We start from the raw sequence: 14,556 nt of genomic DNA, 5'->3' as shown, positions 1-14,556 counted from the left end.
GGCCAGCGCTGACTGGAAAGTGCCGCGCCTGGCCCGCGTCGCGCTTGGCCCGTGCCGCGTCGCGCTTGGCCCGTGCCGTGCCTGGCCAGCGCTGACTGGAAAGTGCCGCGCCTGGCCCGCGTCGCGCCTGGCCCGCGTCGCGCCTGGCCCGCGTCGCGCCTGGCCCGCGTCGCGCCTGGCCCGCGTCGCGCCTGGCCCGCGTCGCGCCTGGCCCGTGCCGCGTCGCGCCTGGCCCGTGCCGGCTGGGAAAACGCTGCCGCATGATCTGATCGGTCCGCGATGATGGGGCGGCGACCGTGCTCCTTCCGTCAGGGTTGATCTCGGAAGGGGGCTTCATGATTGCGGCACTCAATCGGCTGGTCGACCTCGTCGAGGAGAACCTCACCGAAGACTTCGACGTGCATGCGGCGGCCCGTTCGCTCGGTACGACCGAGCACCATCTTCGCCGGATGTTCTCGTCGCTGGCCGGTATGCCCTTGTCGGAGTATGTGCGTCGCCGTCGGATGACCGTGGCCGCCGCCGACGTCGTACGCGGGAAGCGGGATCTGCTGCACATCGCCGTCCGGCACGGTTACGGCTCGAGCGAGGCGTTCGGCCGGGCGTTCCGGGCGGTCCACGGCGCCGGTCCTGCTGACGTACGCCGCGATGGCGGTCCCCTTCGCACACAACCGCAGCTCAGGTTCCGCCTGACCGTCGAAGGGAACGAACGCATGGACACCCGCATCGTGGACCGGCCCGCGTTCCGGCTTGTCGGCCACGCCGCCCGCGTGCCGCTGATCCACCAGGGGATCAACCCGCACATCCAGCAGCACATCGCCGCGCTGCCGAAGGAGAAGCACCCGCGCCTGAGGTCTCTGGGCAACACCGAACCGGCCGGCCTGCTCGCGGTCACCGACGACCTCGATCCGGACCGCGCCGAGGGCAGCGAACTCACCTATCTGCACGGCGTCGCCGTCTCCGCCGACTCACCGGTCCCCGACGACCTCGACGCCATCGAGGTCGCGGCGGGCCGGTGGGCGATCTTCCGGACCGACGGACCGCATCCGCAGGCCCTGCAGTCGGCCTGGGCCGCGACCGCCACGGAATGGTTCCCGTCCAACCCGTGGCGTCTGCGCCCAGGTCCGGAGATCGTCGCCGTTCTCGACCGCGCCGACGACTTCAGCACCGCGACCTGCGAGCTCTGGCTGCCCGTCGAGCCCGCGTAAGAGCGCCGGCCGACCCAGCGAACAGCGCCGGCGAAAAGCGAGCGCAACCCGGGTAGCGTCGGGGCATGGCTGAGCAACCCATGATCGTGGTCCGGGGCGAGGCGTTTCGTGAGGTGCCGCCCGAGCAAGCTCTTCTCACCGTCACCCTGACGGCGCGCGACCGGGAACGGGAGACAGTCGTCAGCCGGCTTCTCGAGCGGTCCACCGAGCTCCACGCGTTGCTGGCCGAGTCGGCCGACGCCATCGAACGCCGTGAGACCGGCGGGGTCAGCGTCGTTCCCGAGCTCAAGCGGGGCAGCGAGCGCGTGGTGGCGTACACGGGAAGCATCTCCTCGACTTTGACCGTGACCGATTTTGAACCGCTCGGCCCACTGTTGCTGCGGCTGGCCGCGATCGAATACGCGTCGGTGTCCGGGCCGTGGTGGCAGCTGCGGCCGGGCAGCCGGGCCGGGGCCGACGTGCGACGCGAGGCCATCACCGATGCTCTGGCTCGGGCCCGCGAATACGCGGCGGCCGTGGGCGCGCAGGTCGACAAGCTGGTCGAGATCGCCGACGAGGGCACCGGCGGCGGGGGACATCCGATGATGCGGATGGCCGCGTTCGACGTCGGTGGGCAGGAGTCGGCGGGCTTCGAGGTCGACCCGCAGCCGCAGACCGTGCAGGCGTCGGTGACGGTTCGGGTGACGATCACCGAGCCCGACCTGCAGGGGTAGCAAACCCGGCGTTTCGGGCACACGGCGCGTAATGATCCGCAAGACTCGGCTGCATGCCGAAGGGCCGCAGGGATGTCCTGCTGCGGGTGGCCAACGTCAACCCGGCCAGCGTGACCACGCACACCGACCGGGTGCTCTACTCGGCGATCGGCGTGTTCGTCGTCCTCTACTTCGTCTACGCGACCGTCGGCGGCGCCGCGTTCATCGACGCCGGGTCGAACTACCAGCACCCGTGGTACCGCTGGCTGATCGGCCCGATGGTGGCCGCGGGCGTCGTCGCCTATGACCGGGCCGTCGTCGGACGGGTATCGATCAGCTACGAGCAGCTCGAGTCGACCGACCCGAAGCATTTCCTCAAGAAACCCACGATCGGCCTGTACGCCGGACGCCTCGGCCTGGCCCTGCTGTTCGCGGTGCTGATCACCGAGCCGCTCATGCTGACCCGCTACCAGGGTGAGATCGACGCCCGTCTCAACGAGGTGCACAACCAGCAGTTGAGCCGTGTCGACCGGACCGGCGCGGTCGCCACCTGGACGAACCGGCTCGCCCAGCTCGAACGGGAGACGGCCGGGGACGACGCCGCTGTGCAGGGGCTGACCGATCGGGCCGCGCAGAAGCGCCAGGACGCCCGCAGGCTCTATCAGCAGGCCGTCGACGATTCGGCCGGTGGTGGGGTGACCCGGGCCGCGGGTTGTCCGTCGGGTGGGTCGTGCGATCAGCTCGTACGGCGGTCGAGGTCGTTGGACGACGAGGCGACCTCACTGGACGTACAGGCGGGAAGGCTCCTCGACACGCAGCGGGCCGGCCGGGCGGCGCGCTCGTCCGAGCAGTCCGAGCTGACCGAGCGGATCGCCGACCAGCGCGAGGCCAACGAGGTCGCGATAAAGGCCGATTCCGGGTTCGGAGCCCGTACGGCCGCCATGTGGCACCTGGTGACCAGCGACTTCTGGGGCGTCGGGGTCTTCTACCTCGGGATCACGCTGCTGCTGGTGGCGCTCGACTGTGCCGCCGTGGGGCTGAAGTTCGCCTCGCGGGGCAACGCCTACGAGCGGAACGAGGCCCGGATCGCCCGCCGCCGCGAGCACGAGGCCACCCTGATCCACGAGCGGGAGATCCAGGACGCCCGTACGTACGGCGAAGCGATGGCTCGCGTGGTCGCCGACGGCATCGAGGCCGCGACCCACGACGCCGACGTGGTCCGCGATTCGGCCGAGCGGGCCAGCGCCGTCCTGCGGAAGTCGGTCGTGGTGCCGGCCGAGATCCGCGAGCTCACCGCCCACAACGGCCGCCACCACCGTCCGCTGCACGCCGAACTGTTCGACGACGCCACGCACGACGGCCGGCACCGTCGCCCGCCGCGTACTCCCGTGGTGCACGCGGAGGAACAACGCGCCCTGCCCGGCGAGTCCGCGAGCTAAGAGCTTTCCTGCCGTACGCCGTGCACGCGCACCGGCACCGTGAAGACCGCGCCGTCACACGCCTTCGCGATGCCCTGCCGCATGGTGAGTCCGCTCCGCACCTTGAACGCCCCGATCGCGTTCGCACCGACCTCCCACATGACGTCGAAGCTGGGCTTGCTCAACTGCACCCCGGTGATCTTGCAGCCCGCCTGCGCGTGCGCGTCGTCGGCGGTGACCACCCCACCGGCGGTCAGCGAAGTGATCTTGACCGGGAATCCGTTGTCGTTGGTCAGGGTGACGACCAGGTCGCCGTTCGAGCCCGGCGTGAGCGGCTTGTTGAGGTCCGAACGCGCGCGCAGAGTCAGCTCGACCGGAGCCCCGTCGCTCGCCGCGACCTCCGAGCCGGTGATCCGCCAGTAGGCCCAGGCCGCGCCGGCGTTGACCACGACCGCCATGGCCGCGGCGACGCCGAGGATCAGCCGGGTACGCCGGTCGAGACGTTTCTTCTTGCCCGGCCCGGGGGCCCGTCGCACCTCCCACGTCGGCTCTTCGTGCTCGGAAGGGTCGAGTTCGATGTGCATGTCGGACATCCTGGTGCCGTGGTGGTCTCGTACGGGCAGGACGCCGCCCTCGCGCAGCTGGGTGAGGACATCGCGCCGCATCATGACCGTGCCTCTATCGGATGCGGGGCAGGCCGTCGGGACGGGTTGTGCATTGCGGGGCCTTCCTCCTCAGCGACGGGCACGGACTCGTGTGTAACAACGGTCGCTGACGACCCGGGGTCATGTGATCGGGATTCCGTCCGCGGTTCTGCGCGCATAAATCGCACACTTGCGACTGTCCGGCTTAATCCCAAAGGGGGAAGAGTGAGGCTCACTTGTCAAAAGGCAATGACCTGCGGTTTCCGTACGGGCCGATTGCCGCCCCCGAAATCTGCAACTTTCACGGCCGGCCCAAGAAACGGGCGGCCCACGATTGGCCACCCCTATCCGCCAATCGTGGGCCGCCGGACCCCGGATACTGATCGAGCCCGCGACGTGGGACCCCGCCGCGGGCTCGACCTTTACCCCACCTATTGAGAAATGTCCGCCGGAGCAGAACCGCTGGCGGACGGTTCCGGCTCCTTGACCGGAGGCTCCGTAACCGCGGGTGAGGTCGCGGCCGGCACCGTAGTGACGTCTTCGGTGGGCTTTTCGACGGGCGCGGCCGGCTTGGTGGTGGGCTTCTCCACCACCGCGGGCGGCGTGGTGACCTCGTCGGCCGGTGCGGCGGGAGCTTCCGTCACCGGCGCCGCGACGCGGGCCGCGGGCGCCTCGGCCGGAGTCCCGGCGAAGGTGAGGGCCTTGCTCGGGTTGCTTTCGGCACCGGCCCAGATCGCGAAATGCGGCACGATCGTCCACGACCACGTGCCCCCCGAGACCTCGGCTGCGGCAAAGGTGACCGTGTCGCTGACCCCGCCCGACGCCGTGACCTGCCACACGATGTCGGGCCGGGCCGGGGTGCCGGCGCTGTGCGCGGTGACCGTGTAGCGATCCATCTTGACGCCGGCCACGATCTCCTGGGCGCTCCAACTGACCACGGCCGCCTTGGACTGCTTGGCCACGCTGGGTTTCACACCCTTGGGCATTTTCGCCGTACGGGCGTTGACCGTGCCGGTGATCGGAATGGTCCAGCTGGCATTCGCGGCAATGGTGCCGGCCGCGACGACGACAGCGACCGTCGTGCCGATGATGGCGTAGGTGGTGCGTTTCCTCATCGGCCGGCCTTCTTGCCGGTCGCGGTGAGGTCGATCAGGAACTGGGTGTCGGAGCACTTCGGAGTGGCGTCGCGAGGCATGGATACGGGGATGGTCCCGGGCAGGGTGCGACGGCCGTAGGGCTCGATCGTGATCGGTAGCCGGCCGCTGTATCCGCCGACCCGCATGGTGGATCGGTTAGCCGGGCAAGCACGGCGGTTCGTGCCGGTGAGCTGGCCCTCCACGCTGCGCAGAGTGAGCGGGAACCCGAACGGATTGGCCACGGTGAGCTTGATCTGCCGGGTCGCGCCCGGATAGAGACCCTTCACCGACTGGCCCTTGAGCATGAAGCGCGAGTCGGTGTGTCCGCTGCGGTCGCCGTGCACGAGCGCCATCGCCTGTTCGCCGGCATCACTCTGCTGGCCGCTGCCCGCGACCACGCATGTCGTGATCAGCGCCGCGACGGTAGCCGCCGATCGCCATGCCTTCACAGTCGCCTCATTCGAGTCGGAGTGTTCAGTCGAGGGAGTGAGGTGGACGCACGCCGCGTGGGCCCACCTCGCCTCGACGTCAGCCCGCGACCGCGCCGGTGAGCGTTGCCTTGATGATCAGGCCACCCTGCCCCGCGCAATCCTCCGAAGCGTTGGGGGACATCGTGAGGTTGCCCAGGGTGACCTCCGGGGTCGAGCCGCTGGGGAACGCCGCGGTGGTCAGGTCCGTGAGTGCGAACCCAGCTTTGGACTGAGTGCATTCGCCCGCGTTCGTGACGGTGATCGCGCTGACACTGGCGATCCTCACCGCGTAGTCGTTCGGGTTCGTCACCGTCACCTTCGTGAGCGTCAGGGTCTTGCCCGGGTAGAACCGCATCGGGTTCGTGGTCGTGGCCTGCGTGCGCAGGTCGACGAAGGCGGTCATCTCGCCGATCGTGGAGGACGCGGCGTAGGTGGTGCTGCTGCCCTGGAACCAGCCGGCGGCCCATGCCGTCGCTCCGACGCCGATAGCGGCAACTGCAACACCGGCGACAACGGCGGAACGCTTGGTCATCTTGCGCATCTGTGGGTCCTCCAGAAAAGGGCGACGAATCGCGGTGGTGCTTTGAATGTGTGTGGCCGGAGCCCGTTGGCGTTCCGGCGCTGCGACAAAGATGGCTGAATGCACAGGGTTGGGCGATAGTGCTTCCGCCCGTCCTATCCAGAACGGGAAGTCAGTCGATATTCGATGATCGGTTTAACCCGTTCGGCTGACGAAAGCGTTAGCCATCAAGCTTTCTCGACCCGCTGACGATCTCTGGTCCCGGTGTGCGGTAACCCGGCGCTGGGGAAACGCGTTCCTATCAGTCGCGCGTCGCCCGTTCAAGCCGCTGAAGATCCGATGTGGGCCGTACCCCCTCAGTTGGGGGGTCGAAAGCGAATGCCGATCGCGATAATTGCTGTGCGGCAAGCGGGCTCATCCCCGAATGGGGTAAGCGATTTCGGCAGCCGCCTCACCTGAAAGATGCTTGGCGTCCACGGTTCTTACGGCACCGGCCTTGGTCGACCGGACAAACCGGACGCACCGCACCGCGTGCGGATCGGAGCCACGCGGCTGGCCGAGGAAACCTGGGCGAGACGAGAGGCGGTCCGGTTGGGCGCTCGGTGCGAGGAGGCGGCGTGGAGGAACTCGAGAAGGCGCGGGGAGCTCGAGAAGGTGCGGGGAGTTCGAAAAGGCGCGGGGGGAACTCGAAAAGGCGCGGAACGGCCGCGGGAGTATCCAAGCGCAGACAAGCAGCCGCAGGGCGATCGGAGAGACCAGGTGCGCGCGGGGCGAGCGGAGCAGCCAAGCGCTGCGGAGCAATCAAGCGCTGCGGAGCAATCAAGCGCTGCGGAGCAATCAAGCGCCGTGGAGCATCCGAGTGCCGTGGAGCATCCGAGTGCCGTGGAGCATCCGAGTGCCGCGGAGCAACCGAGCGCTGTGGAGCAACCGAGCGCCATGGGGCAACCAAGCGCCATGGGGCATCAAGCGCCGTCGAGCAACCAAGCGCCGCGGAGGAACCAAGCGCCGCGGAACAATCAAGCGCCGCGGAGCAACCAGCTGCCGGGTCAGTCGGGCCGGACGGCCAGGGCCTCGATCTCGACCCGGAAGTCGGGGCTGACCAGGCCGGCCACCTGCACCAGTGAACTCGCGGGCGGCCGCTCGAGCGAGATGAACTCGTCGCGCGCCGCACGGAAAGCCGGCAGATCCGCCATGTCGGTCAGGAAGACCGTCAGCTTGACCACATCGGACATCGAGGCGCCGGCCGCGGCCAGGGCCGATTCGATGTTGCGAAATACCTGGCGGGTCTGTTCCCGGGCGTCGTCGGCTCCGACCAGCCGGCCCTCGGCGTCGAGCGGGACCTGGCCCGAGACGACCACCGTCGTGCCGGTGAAGGCGACCGCATGGCTGTAACCGTTGGTCGGCGGTGACCCGGCCGGGCGGACGTAATGGCGCTGCACGAGGGCGAGCCTAACGTCTACGGTCGGGCTCATGACGCAGCTTTTCGGTGAGGTCGCGGCCCTCTACGACGAGGTGCGGCCGGGGTACCCCGACGGCGTACGGGAAATGATCCTCGACTACGCCGGGTCGCCCGCGAGCATCGTCGAGCTCGGTGCGGGCACCGGCAAGGGCACCGAGGTGCTGGTCGGATTGGGCAAGCCACTGACCGCCCTGGAACCCGATCCGCGGATGGCGGCCGTCCTGCGCGCCAAGTTCCCGCAGATCACCATCGAGACGACGACTTTCGAGGCGTGGACCCCGTACGGGGAAACGGGGTTGATCTCCTGTGCGTCGGCGTGGCACTGGATGGACGCCGCGACACGCAATCGACGGGCCTTTGACCTGCTCGCGCCGGGCGGAGTTATGACGATTTTTCAGCACAAGTATGCGTACGTCGATCCGGAGCAGGATCGCGCGATCTCCGAGGTGCTCGCCGCGGTGGATCGGAGAGTGCCCGTCCGTGGCGAGCGCTGGGTGCTCGAGGATGTGCGGGAAGCCGGCCTCTGGAACGACGTCGAGGAGCGGCTGATCACCACGTACCCGGTTTTCGAGAAACAGCGCTATCTCGACCTGACGCAGACGTTCTCGCCGTTCCGGCGGCACCACCCGGACGTGCAGCGCCGCCTCCTCGACGATCTGAGCGCGGCCCTGACCGGCCCGGTCGCGCTGGAGCTGAGGACGAGTGTCGTCTTAAGCAGAAAACGCTAGACGCTCGGCGAACAGCGTCGCCCGTGCGATCTCGCCCACGGCCCGACCGGCCCGCGCCGCGACCATCCCGTCCGGCGTCCAGATGCCCGACCGGCCGGCCGTCTCGCCGTACGAAGGGCCGACCGCACCGGCCGCCGACGAGATCGCGGTCCACACCCCGTACGTCGTGCTGATCTTGCGGGCCCGGGCCTCCAGGACCGACTCGGCGGCCGGCTCGTCGACCACCCCGGCCACAAACGCGTCGATGCCCAGCGCCGCCGTGGCCGCCCAGTGCTCCTCGATGCCGGTGTCGCGGCAGATCGCCAGGCCCAGACGCCACCCGTCGACCTCGATCACCTCGGGGCCGGGACCGGGCCGGAAGCGCGCCTCGGACTCGCCGTGCGGGTGCGCCTTGCGATAGACGACCCGGGCGCCGTCACCGTCGATCAGCAGGGTGGCGATGTGCGGCCCGGCGATCGGGGCACCGGCCAGCGCGATCGTGTCGGTGGCGGCGCAGGCCTCGATCAGCGGGTGCAGGCGCGGGTCGTCCGGAGACAGCAGCGGCGCGTCCACGTCGTAGCCGGTCAAGGAGAGCTCGGGGAAGACGACCAGCCGGGCGCCGGCGGCGCGCACCGTCGAGGCGTGCCGGGTCGCGTTGGCGGCGACGTCGAGGGGGTGGACGGGCGGCTGGGCTACGGCGATGACCAACGAGCGCATGGGCCGATCTTCCTTCGGAGCGGGGGTGGGGGGTTACGGACGGACGGCTTCGACCAGGAACCGATGTGCGGTCGCGGTGAAACCGCCGTGCAGGCGGATGAACGTGTCCAGGCGCTCCAGTGCGTCCTGGTACAGCCTCGGTGAGAAATCGCGAATCTGCCAGGGCAGGTCGCGAAGTTGGCGCACCACCGCGCCCACATCGTGGAAGGTCACCGGTGGCCGCTCCTCGCGCACGTCGGTGACCTCGAGGCCGGCGGCGGTCAGGGCCATGACCGCGACGTCGGCGTTCCAGGGCTGGCGGTGAGCCGGTGGCGCCCCCAGCGCCACGTTGAGCTCGGCCAGATCGTCGCTGCCGACCTGCTGGCTGAGCACCGAACCGCCCCGGCGCAGCAGGCGCACGATGTCGGTCGCGGGCAGCCGGCCGTGACGGCTCAGCACCACGTCGAACTCGTCCTCGCCGCCGGGCAGTTCGGTGAGCACCTGCACGCCGAACGGTGACAGACGGTCACGGGCGACGGGTGTGTTGCGGGCCCAGCTCTCGACCGCGACCGTGTGCGGCGGCAGGGGAGCGAGCTCGGCCAGCAGCTCGCCGTTGCCGGTGTCGAGGTCGAGCACGGACATCGCCGGGCGGATCAGGGTGCGGGCGATCGCCGGGTATGACCAGCTGGGCTCGGAGACCACGTCACGCCCGTCGAGCCAGGCGAACTCCCAGCCGGTGGCGCGCTCCCCGGGGGAGTCCTCGTACTGCTGCCCGATGCGCACCCGACGACGGTAACTACTCGTCCTGTGCGTGGAGCACCCGGTGTGACGTGGCTCAAGCGCTGACGCGTGAAGGGGACGTAAATTGTTACGCCGCCGCGACCTCGACCCGGCGCAGCAGGGCCGGCCAGCCCCGTCCCATGCCGTCGAGCGCGGGGGAGCCGGGCGCGAACCCGTCGTGCCGGAGGAACAGGCGGGTGCCGGTGCCCTCCGGCTCGAGACGCCAGGTGATCGTGGTGTCGAGCACGCCCTCGGCGAACGTGTAGCGCAGCAGCTTCTCGGATTCAACCTCGAGCACCTCGCACTGCTGCTCTCCCCACGTCGCGCCCATGTCGAGTGTGAACCGGTGCCCGACGATCGGCTTGATGTCGCCGGCCGCCCACCACTTCGCGTGCAGCTCGGGCTCGGTCAGCACGCGCCACACCGACGCGGGCGGCTTCGCGATGAACTGGTCGCACTCGATGCTGCTCACAGGTCTTCTCCTTCGGTCAGATCACGCAGCGCCTTGAGGCGTTCGCGCCAGAAATGCTCGAACGGGTGCAGCCAGTCGGTCACCTCGGCCAGCGGCTCGGCCGCCAGGTGGTAGTAGCGATGGCGTCCGCGCGGCTCTTCGGTGACCAGGCGTGCCTGACGCAGCACGGCCAGATGCTCCGAGACGGCCGGGCGGCTCAGCTCGAACCGCCCGGCCAGCTCACCCGCGGGCAGCGGGCCGTCGCGCAACGCCTCCAGCAACTGGCGGCGCACCGGATTGGCCAGCGCGCCGAACACATCCCCGTCCGGCATGCGCTCCATAATGCGTCGGAAATTTCCGACGCGTCAAGCCCCTTGTCAGGCGCGGACCGGCATCAGGATCGAGAAACGGGAGTCGTCGCCGGGCACACGCACGGCGAGCGGCCGGATCGGGCTGTCCAGTTCGAGCACGAGCTGGCCGGCCGCACCCGCGTCGAGGGCCTCGAGCAGGAACTCGCGGTTGACCGCCATGTGGTTCTCGGCATCCCATTCGCTCTCGGGCACCGCGCGCACACCACGATCAAAGGCGAGGACCGTTATCCCGTACGTCGTACCTTCGTGCTCCCGAGTCGCCACCGGAGCGGCCTCGACGATCGCGCGGAGATCGGCCGTGTCGACCGTCACCCGCGTGCTGGGCGCCGGCAGTCCGTCCAGCAGGCGGCGGTGGTCGGGGTAGTCGAGCTCCAACGGCTTGACCTCGATCGAGGCCGCGCGCACCTGCTCGGGCGACAGGTCGAGCTCGACCCGGCCACCGGTGAGCCGCGAGCGCAGGTCGTCGACGAAGGCGAGCGGCAGCACCGAACGGATCGGCGGCCCCTCGACCTCGGCCCCGGCCGACGCCACGGCCAGCCGGAAACGGTCGGTCGCGACGAGCGTGAGCAGCCCGTCGGTCACGTCGAAGAGCACACACCCGAGCATCGGCAGCGCGGGGTCGGACCCGGCCGCGAACCGGACGGCGTCGATCGCGGCGGCCAGGGCGGACGAGGGCAGGCTGATCCGGGTCATGAGATTTTCCTCCAGGTCGAGCAGGGCGTGGATGCGGAGGAGCTCACGCTTGGCATCGGCCAGACCGTCCTCGAGTCGTTGCCGGTGGACCTCGAGCCGGCGCCGGACCGCGGACGGTTGATCCCGTACGGCCGCGGCGATCTCGGCCACCGGCATGCCGACCCGGCGCAGTCCCGCGATCAACCGCGCGGCCCGCACCTGATCGGCGTGGTAGCGCCGATAGCCGGTGACCGCGTCGACCTCGGCCGGCACCAGCACGCCCGCGCTGTCGTAGAACCGGAGCGCGCTGACGCTGAGCCCGCTGGCCCGCGCCACCTCACCGATGTTGAGCATGTCTCCTCGCACGTCCACGACCCTGATGCCTCGACCAGGTGGAGGGTCAAGCCGGCGAGCCGGCCCCGCGGATCAGTGTCCAGCGCCGGGCCAGCACGGTCGCGCCGACGAAACCGGCGATCGTCAGCGCGACCTCGGTGAGGACGATCGAGACCGCGGTGCTGTAGCCGGTCGTCCGGGCGAACAGCATGATCAGCGGCACCACGACGATCGCGCTGAGCGGGGTGAGCCACGCCATCGCGGCCGCGGTGCGACCGATGGCGGGCACATTGCGGAGCAGGATCAGCACCCCGATCACCGCACCGGCCAGGGCGACCAGCCCGACCCCGGCGTAGTAGATGCCGGCCGCGATGGCCACCGGGACGTTGAAGTCGCCCGGCAGGTCGAACAACGTCACCATGACCATGTGGACGCCGGCCACGATGAGCGCGCCGACCAGCACGCCGACCACGGCGCCGGCCAGTGCGGTGGCGACGATGGTGCCGTACCGCGGGGGCACGTGCCGCACCCCGGACTCCTCGACCAGCCGCCGGGCGAAGACCTGCACGTCCCCGTCGATCAGCTGGTCGGCCGGCACCCCGTCGGCCACGGCCGCTTCGAGGTCGAGCCGCAGGTCGGCGGCCAGCGTCCGGCGATCTTGCGCGGACACGCCCAGCCGGCGCCACTCCTGACCGGCGGCGTTGATCGTCTCGTCGACAGTCATCACTGGCTCCTCATTTCAGCGGGGGTCGCCTCGGCCTGCGTTCGAGCTTCAGCACGGGTCGCCTCGGCCTGCGTTCGGGCTTCAGCGAGGGTCGCCTCGGCCTGCGTTCGGGTTTCAGCGACGGTCGCCTTGGCCTGCATCCGGGCCGTGGCGGGGGCGTCGACGGTCACGACGCGGTCGACTTTGTCGATGAACTCGTTCCACTGCGTCGTCCAGGCCGTCAGCCGCTCGCGCCCGGCCTCGGTGACGCCGTAGACCTTGCGGGCCGGGCCGTGCGGGCTGTCCTGCACGTCCTGGGTGACCAGGCCGAGCCGGCGCATGCGGGTCAGCAGCGGATAGATCGTGCCGTAGCCCACCGACGGGAAACCGGCCTCGCCGACGCGTTGCACCAGGCCGTAGCCGTGCGCCGGCTGCTGCGAGAGCAGCGCCAGCAGGCACATGTCGAGGGTGCCGCGCAGCAGCTGAGCCTGCCGGTCGACCTCGTCGCCATCTATCATGCACCGCATAATAGTCACGCTATTAGGCGCCGCACAATAGCCCCGCACAGTCGCGGCTCAGGCAAGGCACGGCGACTCAGGCGAGAGGTGGCGGCTCAGGCGAGAGGCGGCGGCTCAGTTGAGCAGCAGCATCGCCGCGACCACGAGCATCACGACGGCGATGAGTCCGTCGAGCACACGCCAGGCCGAGGGCCGGGCCAGCAGCGGCGCGAGGCGATGAGCGCCGAGGCCCAGGGCGGTGAACCACACCAGGCTGGCGGCGGCCGCGCCCAGCCCGAACATCCAGCGGTACGGGTGCTGCTGCGCGACCGACCCGAGCAGCAGCACGGTGTCGAGGTACACGTGCGGGTTCAGATAGGTCAGCGCCAGGCAGGTCAGGATCGTCGCGCCCAGGGTGGCCGGGGCGCGGTCGGCCGGGTTGAGGGCCGCCGGGCGCATGGCGCGGCGGGCCGCGAGGAACGCGTACGCGATAAGGAACGCTGCCCCGACCCACTTGATCACGGTGACCAGGTCGGGCCGGGCCGTCACGATCGCGCCCAGTCCGCCGATGCCGGCCAGGATCAGCAGCAGGTCGGACAGCGCGCAGACCGCCACGACGGCGACGACGTGTTCGCGGCGCAGACCCTGGCGGAGGACAAAGGCGTTCTGGGCGCCGATGGCGATGATCAGGACGGCGGAGGCGGCGAAACCGGCGAGCACGGAGGTGAGCACGTCGTCGACGCTAGGCGGGCGTGGAGGCGTACTCAAACTAAAGAATTTGAACTTGCATTAGAATTTCTAATTATGGACTTCGCCCAGCTGGCCACCTTCCAGGCGGTCATCGACACCGGCAGCTTCGAGGCGGCGGCCCGTGAGTTGCATGTCACGCCGAGCGCCGTGAGCCAGCGGATCAAGGCCCTCGAGCGCTCGGTCGGTCAGGTGCTCGTGCGCCGGGCCAAACCGTGCGTGGCCACCTCGGCCGGTGAGGCTCTGGTGCGCTTCGCCGGTCAGGTCAAGCTGCTCGAACAGGAAGCGCTCGGCCAGGCCCGCGACGGCACCCGCATCTCGATCGTGGTGAACGCCGACTCGCTGCACACGTGGTTCCTGCCCGCGCTCGCCACCATCAAGGGACCCCAGTTCGAGCTGCACACCGACGACGAGTTCCACACCGCCGACCTGTTGCGATCGGGGATGGCGATGGCTGCCGTCACCGCCGACGAAGAGGTCGTGCAGGGCTGCCGGATCGAGCCGCTGGGGGCGATGCGCTACCTGGCGTGCGGGCGCCCGGCCGACGACACGATGATCCTCTACAACCGCAAAGATCGGCTCCAGCACCGCATCGCGCCCGACAAGTCAGAAATGTCAATCCATTACGTGCCGTCGGCCTCGGCCTTCATCGAGGCGATCCGGCTCGGCCTGGGCTGGGGCGTGGTTCCCGAGTGGATCGCCCGCGAAGACATCGCCGCCGGCCTCTACCAGGATCTGGGCCGCCACCTCGACGTCCCGCTCTACTGGCAGTACTGGCGCATCGACTCCGAGGTGCTGGAAGAGCTGACGGCCGCCGTCAAAGCGGCGGCCGCCCCGTTCCTGCGAACTTAGGGCGCGTCTGGCGGATCACGGGGGCCTGCGCCGAGGCCCAGGCGGCGCCTGACGGCGTCCGCAGAACGGCCACATCCAACTGTGAGGATGGTGGGGTGCCGCCCGCGGTTCGGGGTTTGACCCGCCATCCAACTGACCGTGGTGTCTTGCCGGTGATCTGTCGGTCCTGGGTTGCGGGCGGTGCTTGCTGCCACCGGACCGGT

Annotated in this window: 18 protein-coding genes; 5 read left to right on the top strand and 13 right to left on the bottom strand. The window is 69.7% G+C overall.

Going from position 1 to position 14,556, the window contains the following annotated elements; all coding sequences use genetic code 11:
• The first annotated feature begins 335 nt into the window (after window positions 1–335).
• The 3 genes from KOI35_RS46835 to KOI35_RS46825 all read left to right on the top strand — a co-directional run bounded on the left by KOI35_RS46835 (window position 336) and on the right by KOI35_RS46825 (window position 3,336).
• Window positions 336–1,205 carry an AraC family transcriptional regulator gene (locus KOI35_RS46835; RefSeq protein WP_215796298.1) on the top strand — a complete coding sequence of 290 codons (870 nt, stop codon included), beginning with the start codon at window positions 336–338 and terminating at the stop codon, window positions 1,203–1,205.
• Between the two features lie 65 nt (window positions 1,206–1,270).
• Window positions 1,271–1,918 (top strand): SIMPL domain-containing protein, encoded by a 648-nt coding sequence (locus KOI35_RS46830; protein ID WP_215796297.1) that lies wholly within the window; start codon window positions 1,271–1,273, stop codon window positions 1,916–1,918.
• Between the two features lie 53 nt (window positions 1,919–1,971).
• Complete coding sequence (locus tag KOI35_RS46825) at window positions 1,972–3,336, top strand: DUF4407 domain-containing protein (protein WP_215796296.1); 1,365 nt, start codon at window positions 1,972–1,974, stop codon at window positions 3,334–3,336.
• Here KOI35_RS46825 and KOI35_RS46820 read toward each other — a convergent pair.
• The 5 genes from KOI35_RS46820 to KOI35_RS46800 form a co-directional block, all read right to left on the bottom strand.
• Window positions 3,333–3,983, bottom strand: a complete 651-nt coding sequence (locus KOI35_RS46820) for a hypothetical protein (RefSeq protein ID WP_215796295.1) — start codon at window positions 3,981–3,983, stop codon at window positions 3,333–3,335. The two genes, KOI35_RS46825 and KOI35_RS46820, sit on opposite strands and share 4 nt — an antisense overlap.
• Window positions 3,984–4,390: 407 nt before the next feature.
• Complete coding sequence (locus KOI35_RS46815; RefSeq protein ID WP_215796294.1) at window positions 4,391–5,074, bottom strand: hypothetical protein; 684 nt, start codon at window positions 5,072–5,074, stop codon at window positions 4,391–4,393.
• Entirely contained in the window at window positions 5,071–5,544 is a 474-nt protein-coding gene (locus KOI35_RS46810) for a hypothetical protein (RefSeq protein WP_215796293.1), read from the bottom strand. The genes KOI35_RS46815 and KOI35_RS46810 overlap by 4 nt, the downstream gene beginning before the upstream one ends.
• A gap of 79 nt (window positions 5,545–5,623) precedes the next feature.
• Window positions 5,624–6,106, bottom strand: coding sequence for a hypothetical protein (locus KOI35_RS46805; RefSeq protein ID WP_215796292.1), 483 nt, complete (start codon window positions 6,104–6,106; stop codon window positions 5,624–5,626).
• 1,025 nt (window positions 6,107–7,131) lie between these two features.
• On the bottom strand, window positions 7,132–7,524 hold the full coding sequence (locus tag KOI35_RS46800; RefSeq protein ID WP_308121475.1) for a RidA family protein: 393 nt from the start codon (window positions 7,522–7,524) through the stop codon (window positions 7,132–7,134).
• A gap of 31 nt (window positions 7,525–7,555) precedes the next feature.
• On the opposite strand from KOI35_RS46800, the gene KOI35_RS46795 reads away from it, so the two are divergent.
• Window positions 7,556–8,272: a class I SAM-dependent methyltransferase gene (locus KOI35_RS46795; RefSeq protein ID WP_215796290.1), complete on the top strand. Its 717-nt coding sequence runs from the start codon at window positions 7,556–7,558 to the stop codon at window positions 8,270–8,272.
• On the opposite strand, the gene KOI35_RS46790 is transcribed toward KOI35_RS46795, so the two are convergent.
• The 8 genes from KOI35_RS46790 to KOI35_RS46755 form a co-directional block, all read right to left on the bottom strand.
• Complete coding sequence (locus KOI35_RS46790; protein WP_215796289.1) at window positions 8,255–8,968, bottom strand: carbon-nitrogen hydrolase family protein; 714 nt, start codon at window positions 8,966–8,968, stop codon at window positions 8,255–8,257. The genes KOI35_RS46795 and KOI35_RS46790 overlap by 18 nt on opposite strands.
• Window positions 8,969–9,001: 33 nt before the next feature.
• Complete coding sequence (locus tag KOI35_RS46785; RefSeq protein WP_215796288.1) at window positions 9,002–9,730, bottom strand: class I SAM-dependent methyltransferase; 729 nt, start codon at window positions 9,728–9,730, stop codon at window positions 9,002–9,004.
• 85 nt (window positions 9,731–9,815) lie between these two features.
• A complete protein-coding gene (locus KOI35_RS46780; RefSeq protein WP_215796287.1) occupies window positions 9,816–10,199 on the bottom strand; it encodes an SRPBCC family protein in 384 nt (127 codons plus the stop codon).
• Complete coding sequence (locus KOI35_RS46775; protein ID WP_215796286.1) at window positions 10,196–10,510, bottom strand: ArsR/SmtB family transcription factor; 315 nt, start codon at window positions 10,508–10,510, stop codon at window positions 10,196–10,198. Before KOI35_RS46775 ends, KOI35_RS46780 begins: the two co-directional genes overlap by 4 nt.
• A 45-nt stretch (window positions 10,511–10,555) precedes the next feature.
• Entirely contained in the window at window positions 10,556–11,575 is a 1,020-nt protein-coding gene (locus KOI35_RS46770; protein WP_215796300.1) for a DNA polymerase III subunit beta family protein, read from the bottom strand.
• A 46-nt stretch (window positions 11,576–11,621) separates the two neighbouring features.
• A complete protein-coding gene (locus tag KOI35_RS46765) occupies window positions 11,622–12,278 on the bottom strand; it encodes a hypothetical protein (RefSeq protein WP_215796285.1) in 657 nt (218 codons plus the stop codon).
• Window positions 12,278–12,775, bottom strand: a complete 498-nt coding sequence (locus KOI35_RS46760; RefSeq protein WP_215796284.1) for a PadR family transcriptional regulator — start codon at window positions 12,773–12,775, stop codon at window positions 12,278–12,280. Before KOI35_RS46760 ends, KOI35_RS46765 begins: the two co-directional genes overlap by 1 nt.
• 114 nt (window positions 12,776–12,889) lie before the next feature.
• Window positions 12,890–13,486 carry a LysE/ArgO family amino acid transporter gene (locus KOI35_RS46755; RefSeq protein WP_215796283.1) on the bottom strand — a complete coding sequence of 199 codons (597 nt, stop codon included), beginning with the start codon at window positions 13,484–13,486 and terminating at the stop codon, window positions 12,890–12,892.
• A 69-nt stretch (window positions 13,487–13,555) separates the two neighbouring features.
• On the opposite strand from KOI35_RS46755, the gene KOI35_RS46750 reads away from it, so the two are divergent.
• The gene (locus KOI35_RS46750; RefSeq protein WP_215796299.1) at window positions 13,556–14,353 is read left to right on the top strand and encodes a LysR family transcriptional regulator ArgP; all 798 of its coding nucleotides are present in this window, start codon (window positions 13,556–13,558) and stop codon (window positions 14,351–14,353) included.
• The last annotated feature ends 203 nt before the right edge of the window (window positions 14,354–14,556 follow it).

It is taken from the genome of Paractinoplanes bogorensis (assembly GCF_018829635.1).
Lineage (GTDB): Bacteria > Actinomycetota > Actinomycetes > Mycobacteriales > Micromonosporaceae > Actinoplanes > Actinoplanes bogorensis.
The sequence above is the reverse complement of the archived record's forward strand: the minus strand, read 5'-3'. Positions and strand labels throughout refer to the sequence as shown.

Excerpts from the sequence above, each read along its gene's own strand:
- KOI35_RS46815 (WP_215796294.1), bottom strand. The coding sequence starts at position 5,074 with ATGAGGAAACGCACCACCTACGCCATCATCGGCACGACGGTCGCTGTC.
- KOI35_RS46760 (WP_215796284.1), bottom strand. The coding sequence starts at position 12,775 with ATGATAGATGGCGACGAGGTCGACCGGCAGGCTCAGCTGCTGCGCGGC.
- KOI35_RS46835 (WP_215796298.1), top strand. The coding sequence starts at position 336 with ATGATTGCGGCACTCAATCGGCTGGTCGACCTCGTCGAGGAGAACCTC.
- KOI35_RS46770 (WP_215796300.1), bottom strand. The coding sequence starts at position 11,575 with ATGCTCAACATCGGTGAGGTGGCGCGGGCCAGCGGGCTCAGCGTCAGC.
- KOI35_RS46825 (WP_215796296.1), top strand. The coding sequence starts at position 1,972 with ATGCCGAAGGGCCGCAGGGATGTCCTGCTGCGGGTGGCCAACGTCAAC.
- KOI35_RS46805 (WP_215796292.1), bottom strand. The coding sequence starts at position 6,106 with ATGCGCAAGATGACCAAGCGTTCCGCCGTTGTCGCCGGTGTTGCAGTT.
- KOI35_RS46830 (WP_215796297.1), top strand. The coding sequence starts at position 1,271 with ATGGCTGAGCAACCCATGATCGTGGTCCGGGGCGAGGCGTTTCGTGAG.
- KOI35_RS46795 (WP_215796290.1), top strand. The coding sequence starts at position 7,556 with ATGACGCAGCTTTTCGGTGAGGTCGCGGCCCTCTACGACGAGGTGCGG.
- KOI35_RS46790 (WP_215796289.1), bottom strand. The coding sequence starts at position 8,968 with ATGCGCTCGTTGGTCATCGCCGTAGCCCAGCCGCCCGTCCACCCCCTC.
- KOI35_RS46765 (WP_215796285.1), bottom strand. The coding sequence starts at position 12,278 with ATGACTGTCGACGAGACGATCAACGCCGCCGGTCAGGAGTGGCGCCGG.
- KOI35_RS46820 (WP_215796295.1), bottom strand. The coding sequence starts at position 3,983 with ATGATGCGGCGCGATGTCCTCACCCAGCTGCGCGAGGGCGGCGTCCTG.
- KOI35_RS46775 (WP_215796286.1), bottom strand. The coding sequence starts at position 10,510 with ATGCCGGACGGGGATGTGTTCGGCGCGCTGGCCAATCCGGTGCGCCGC.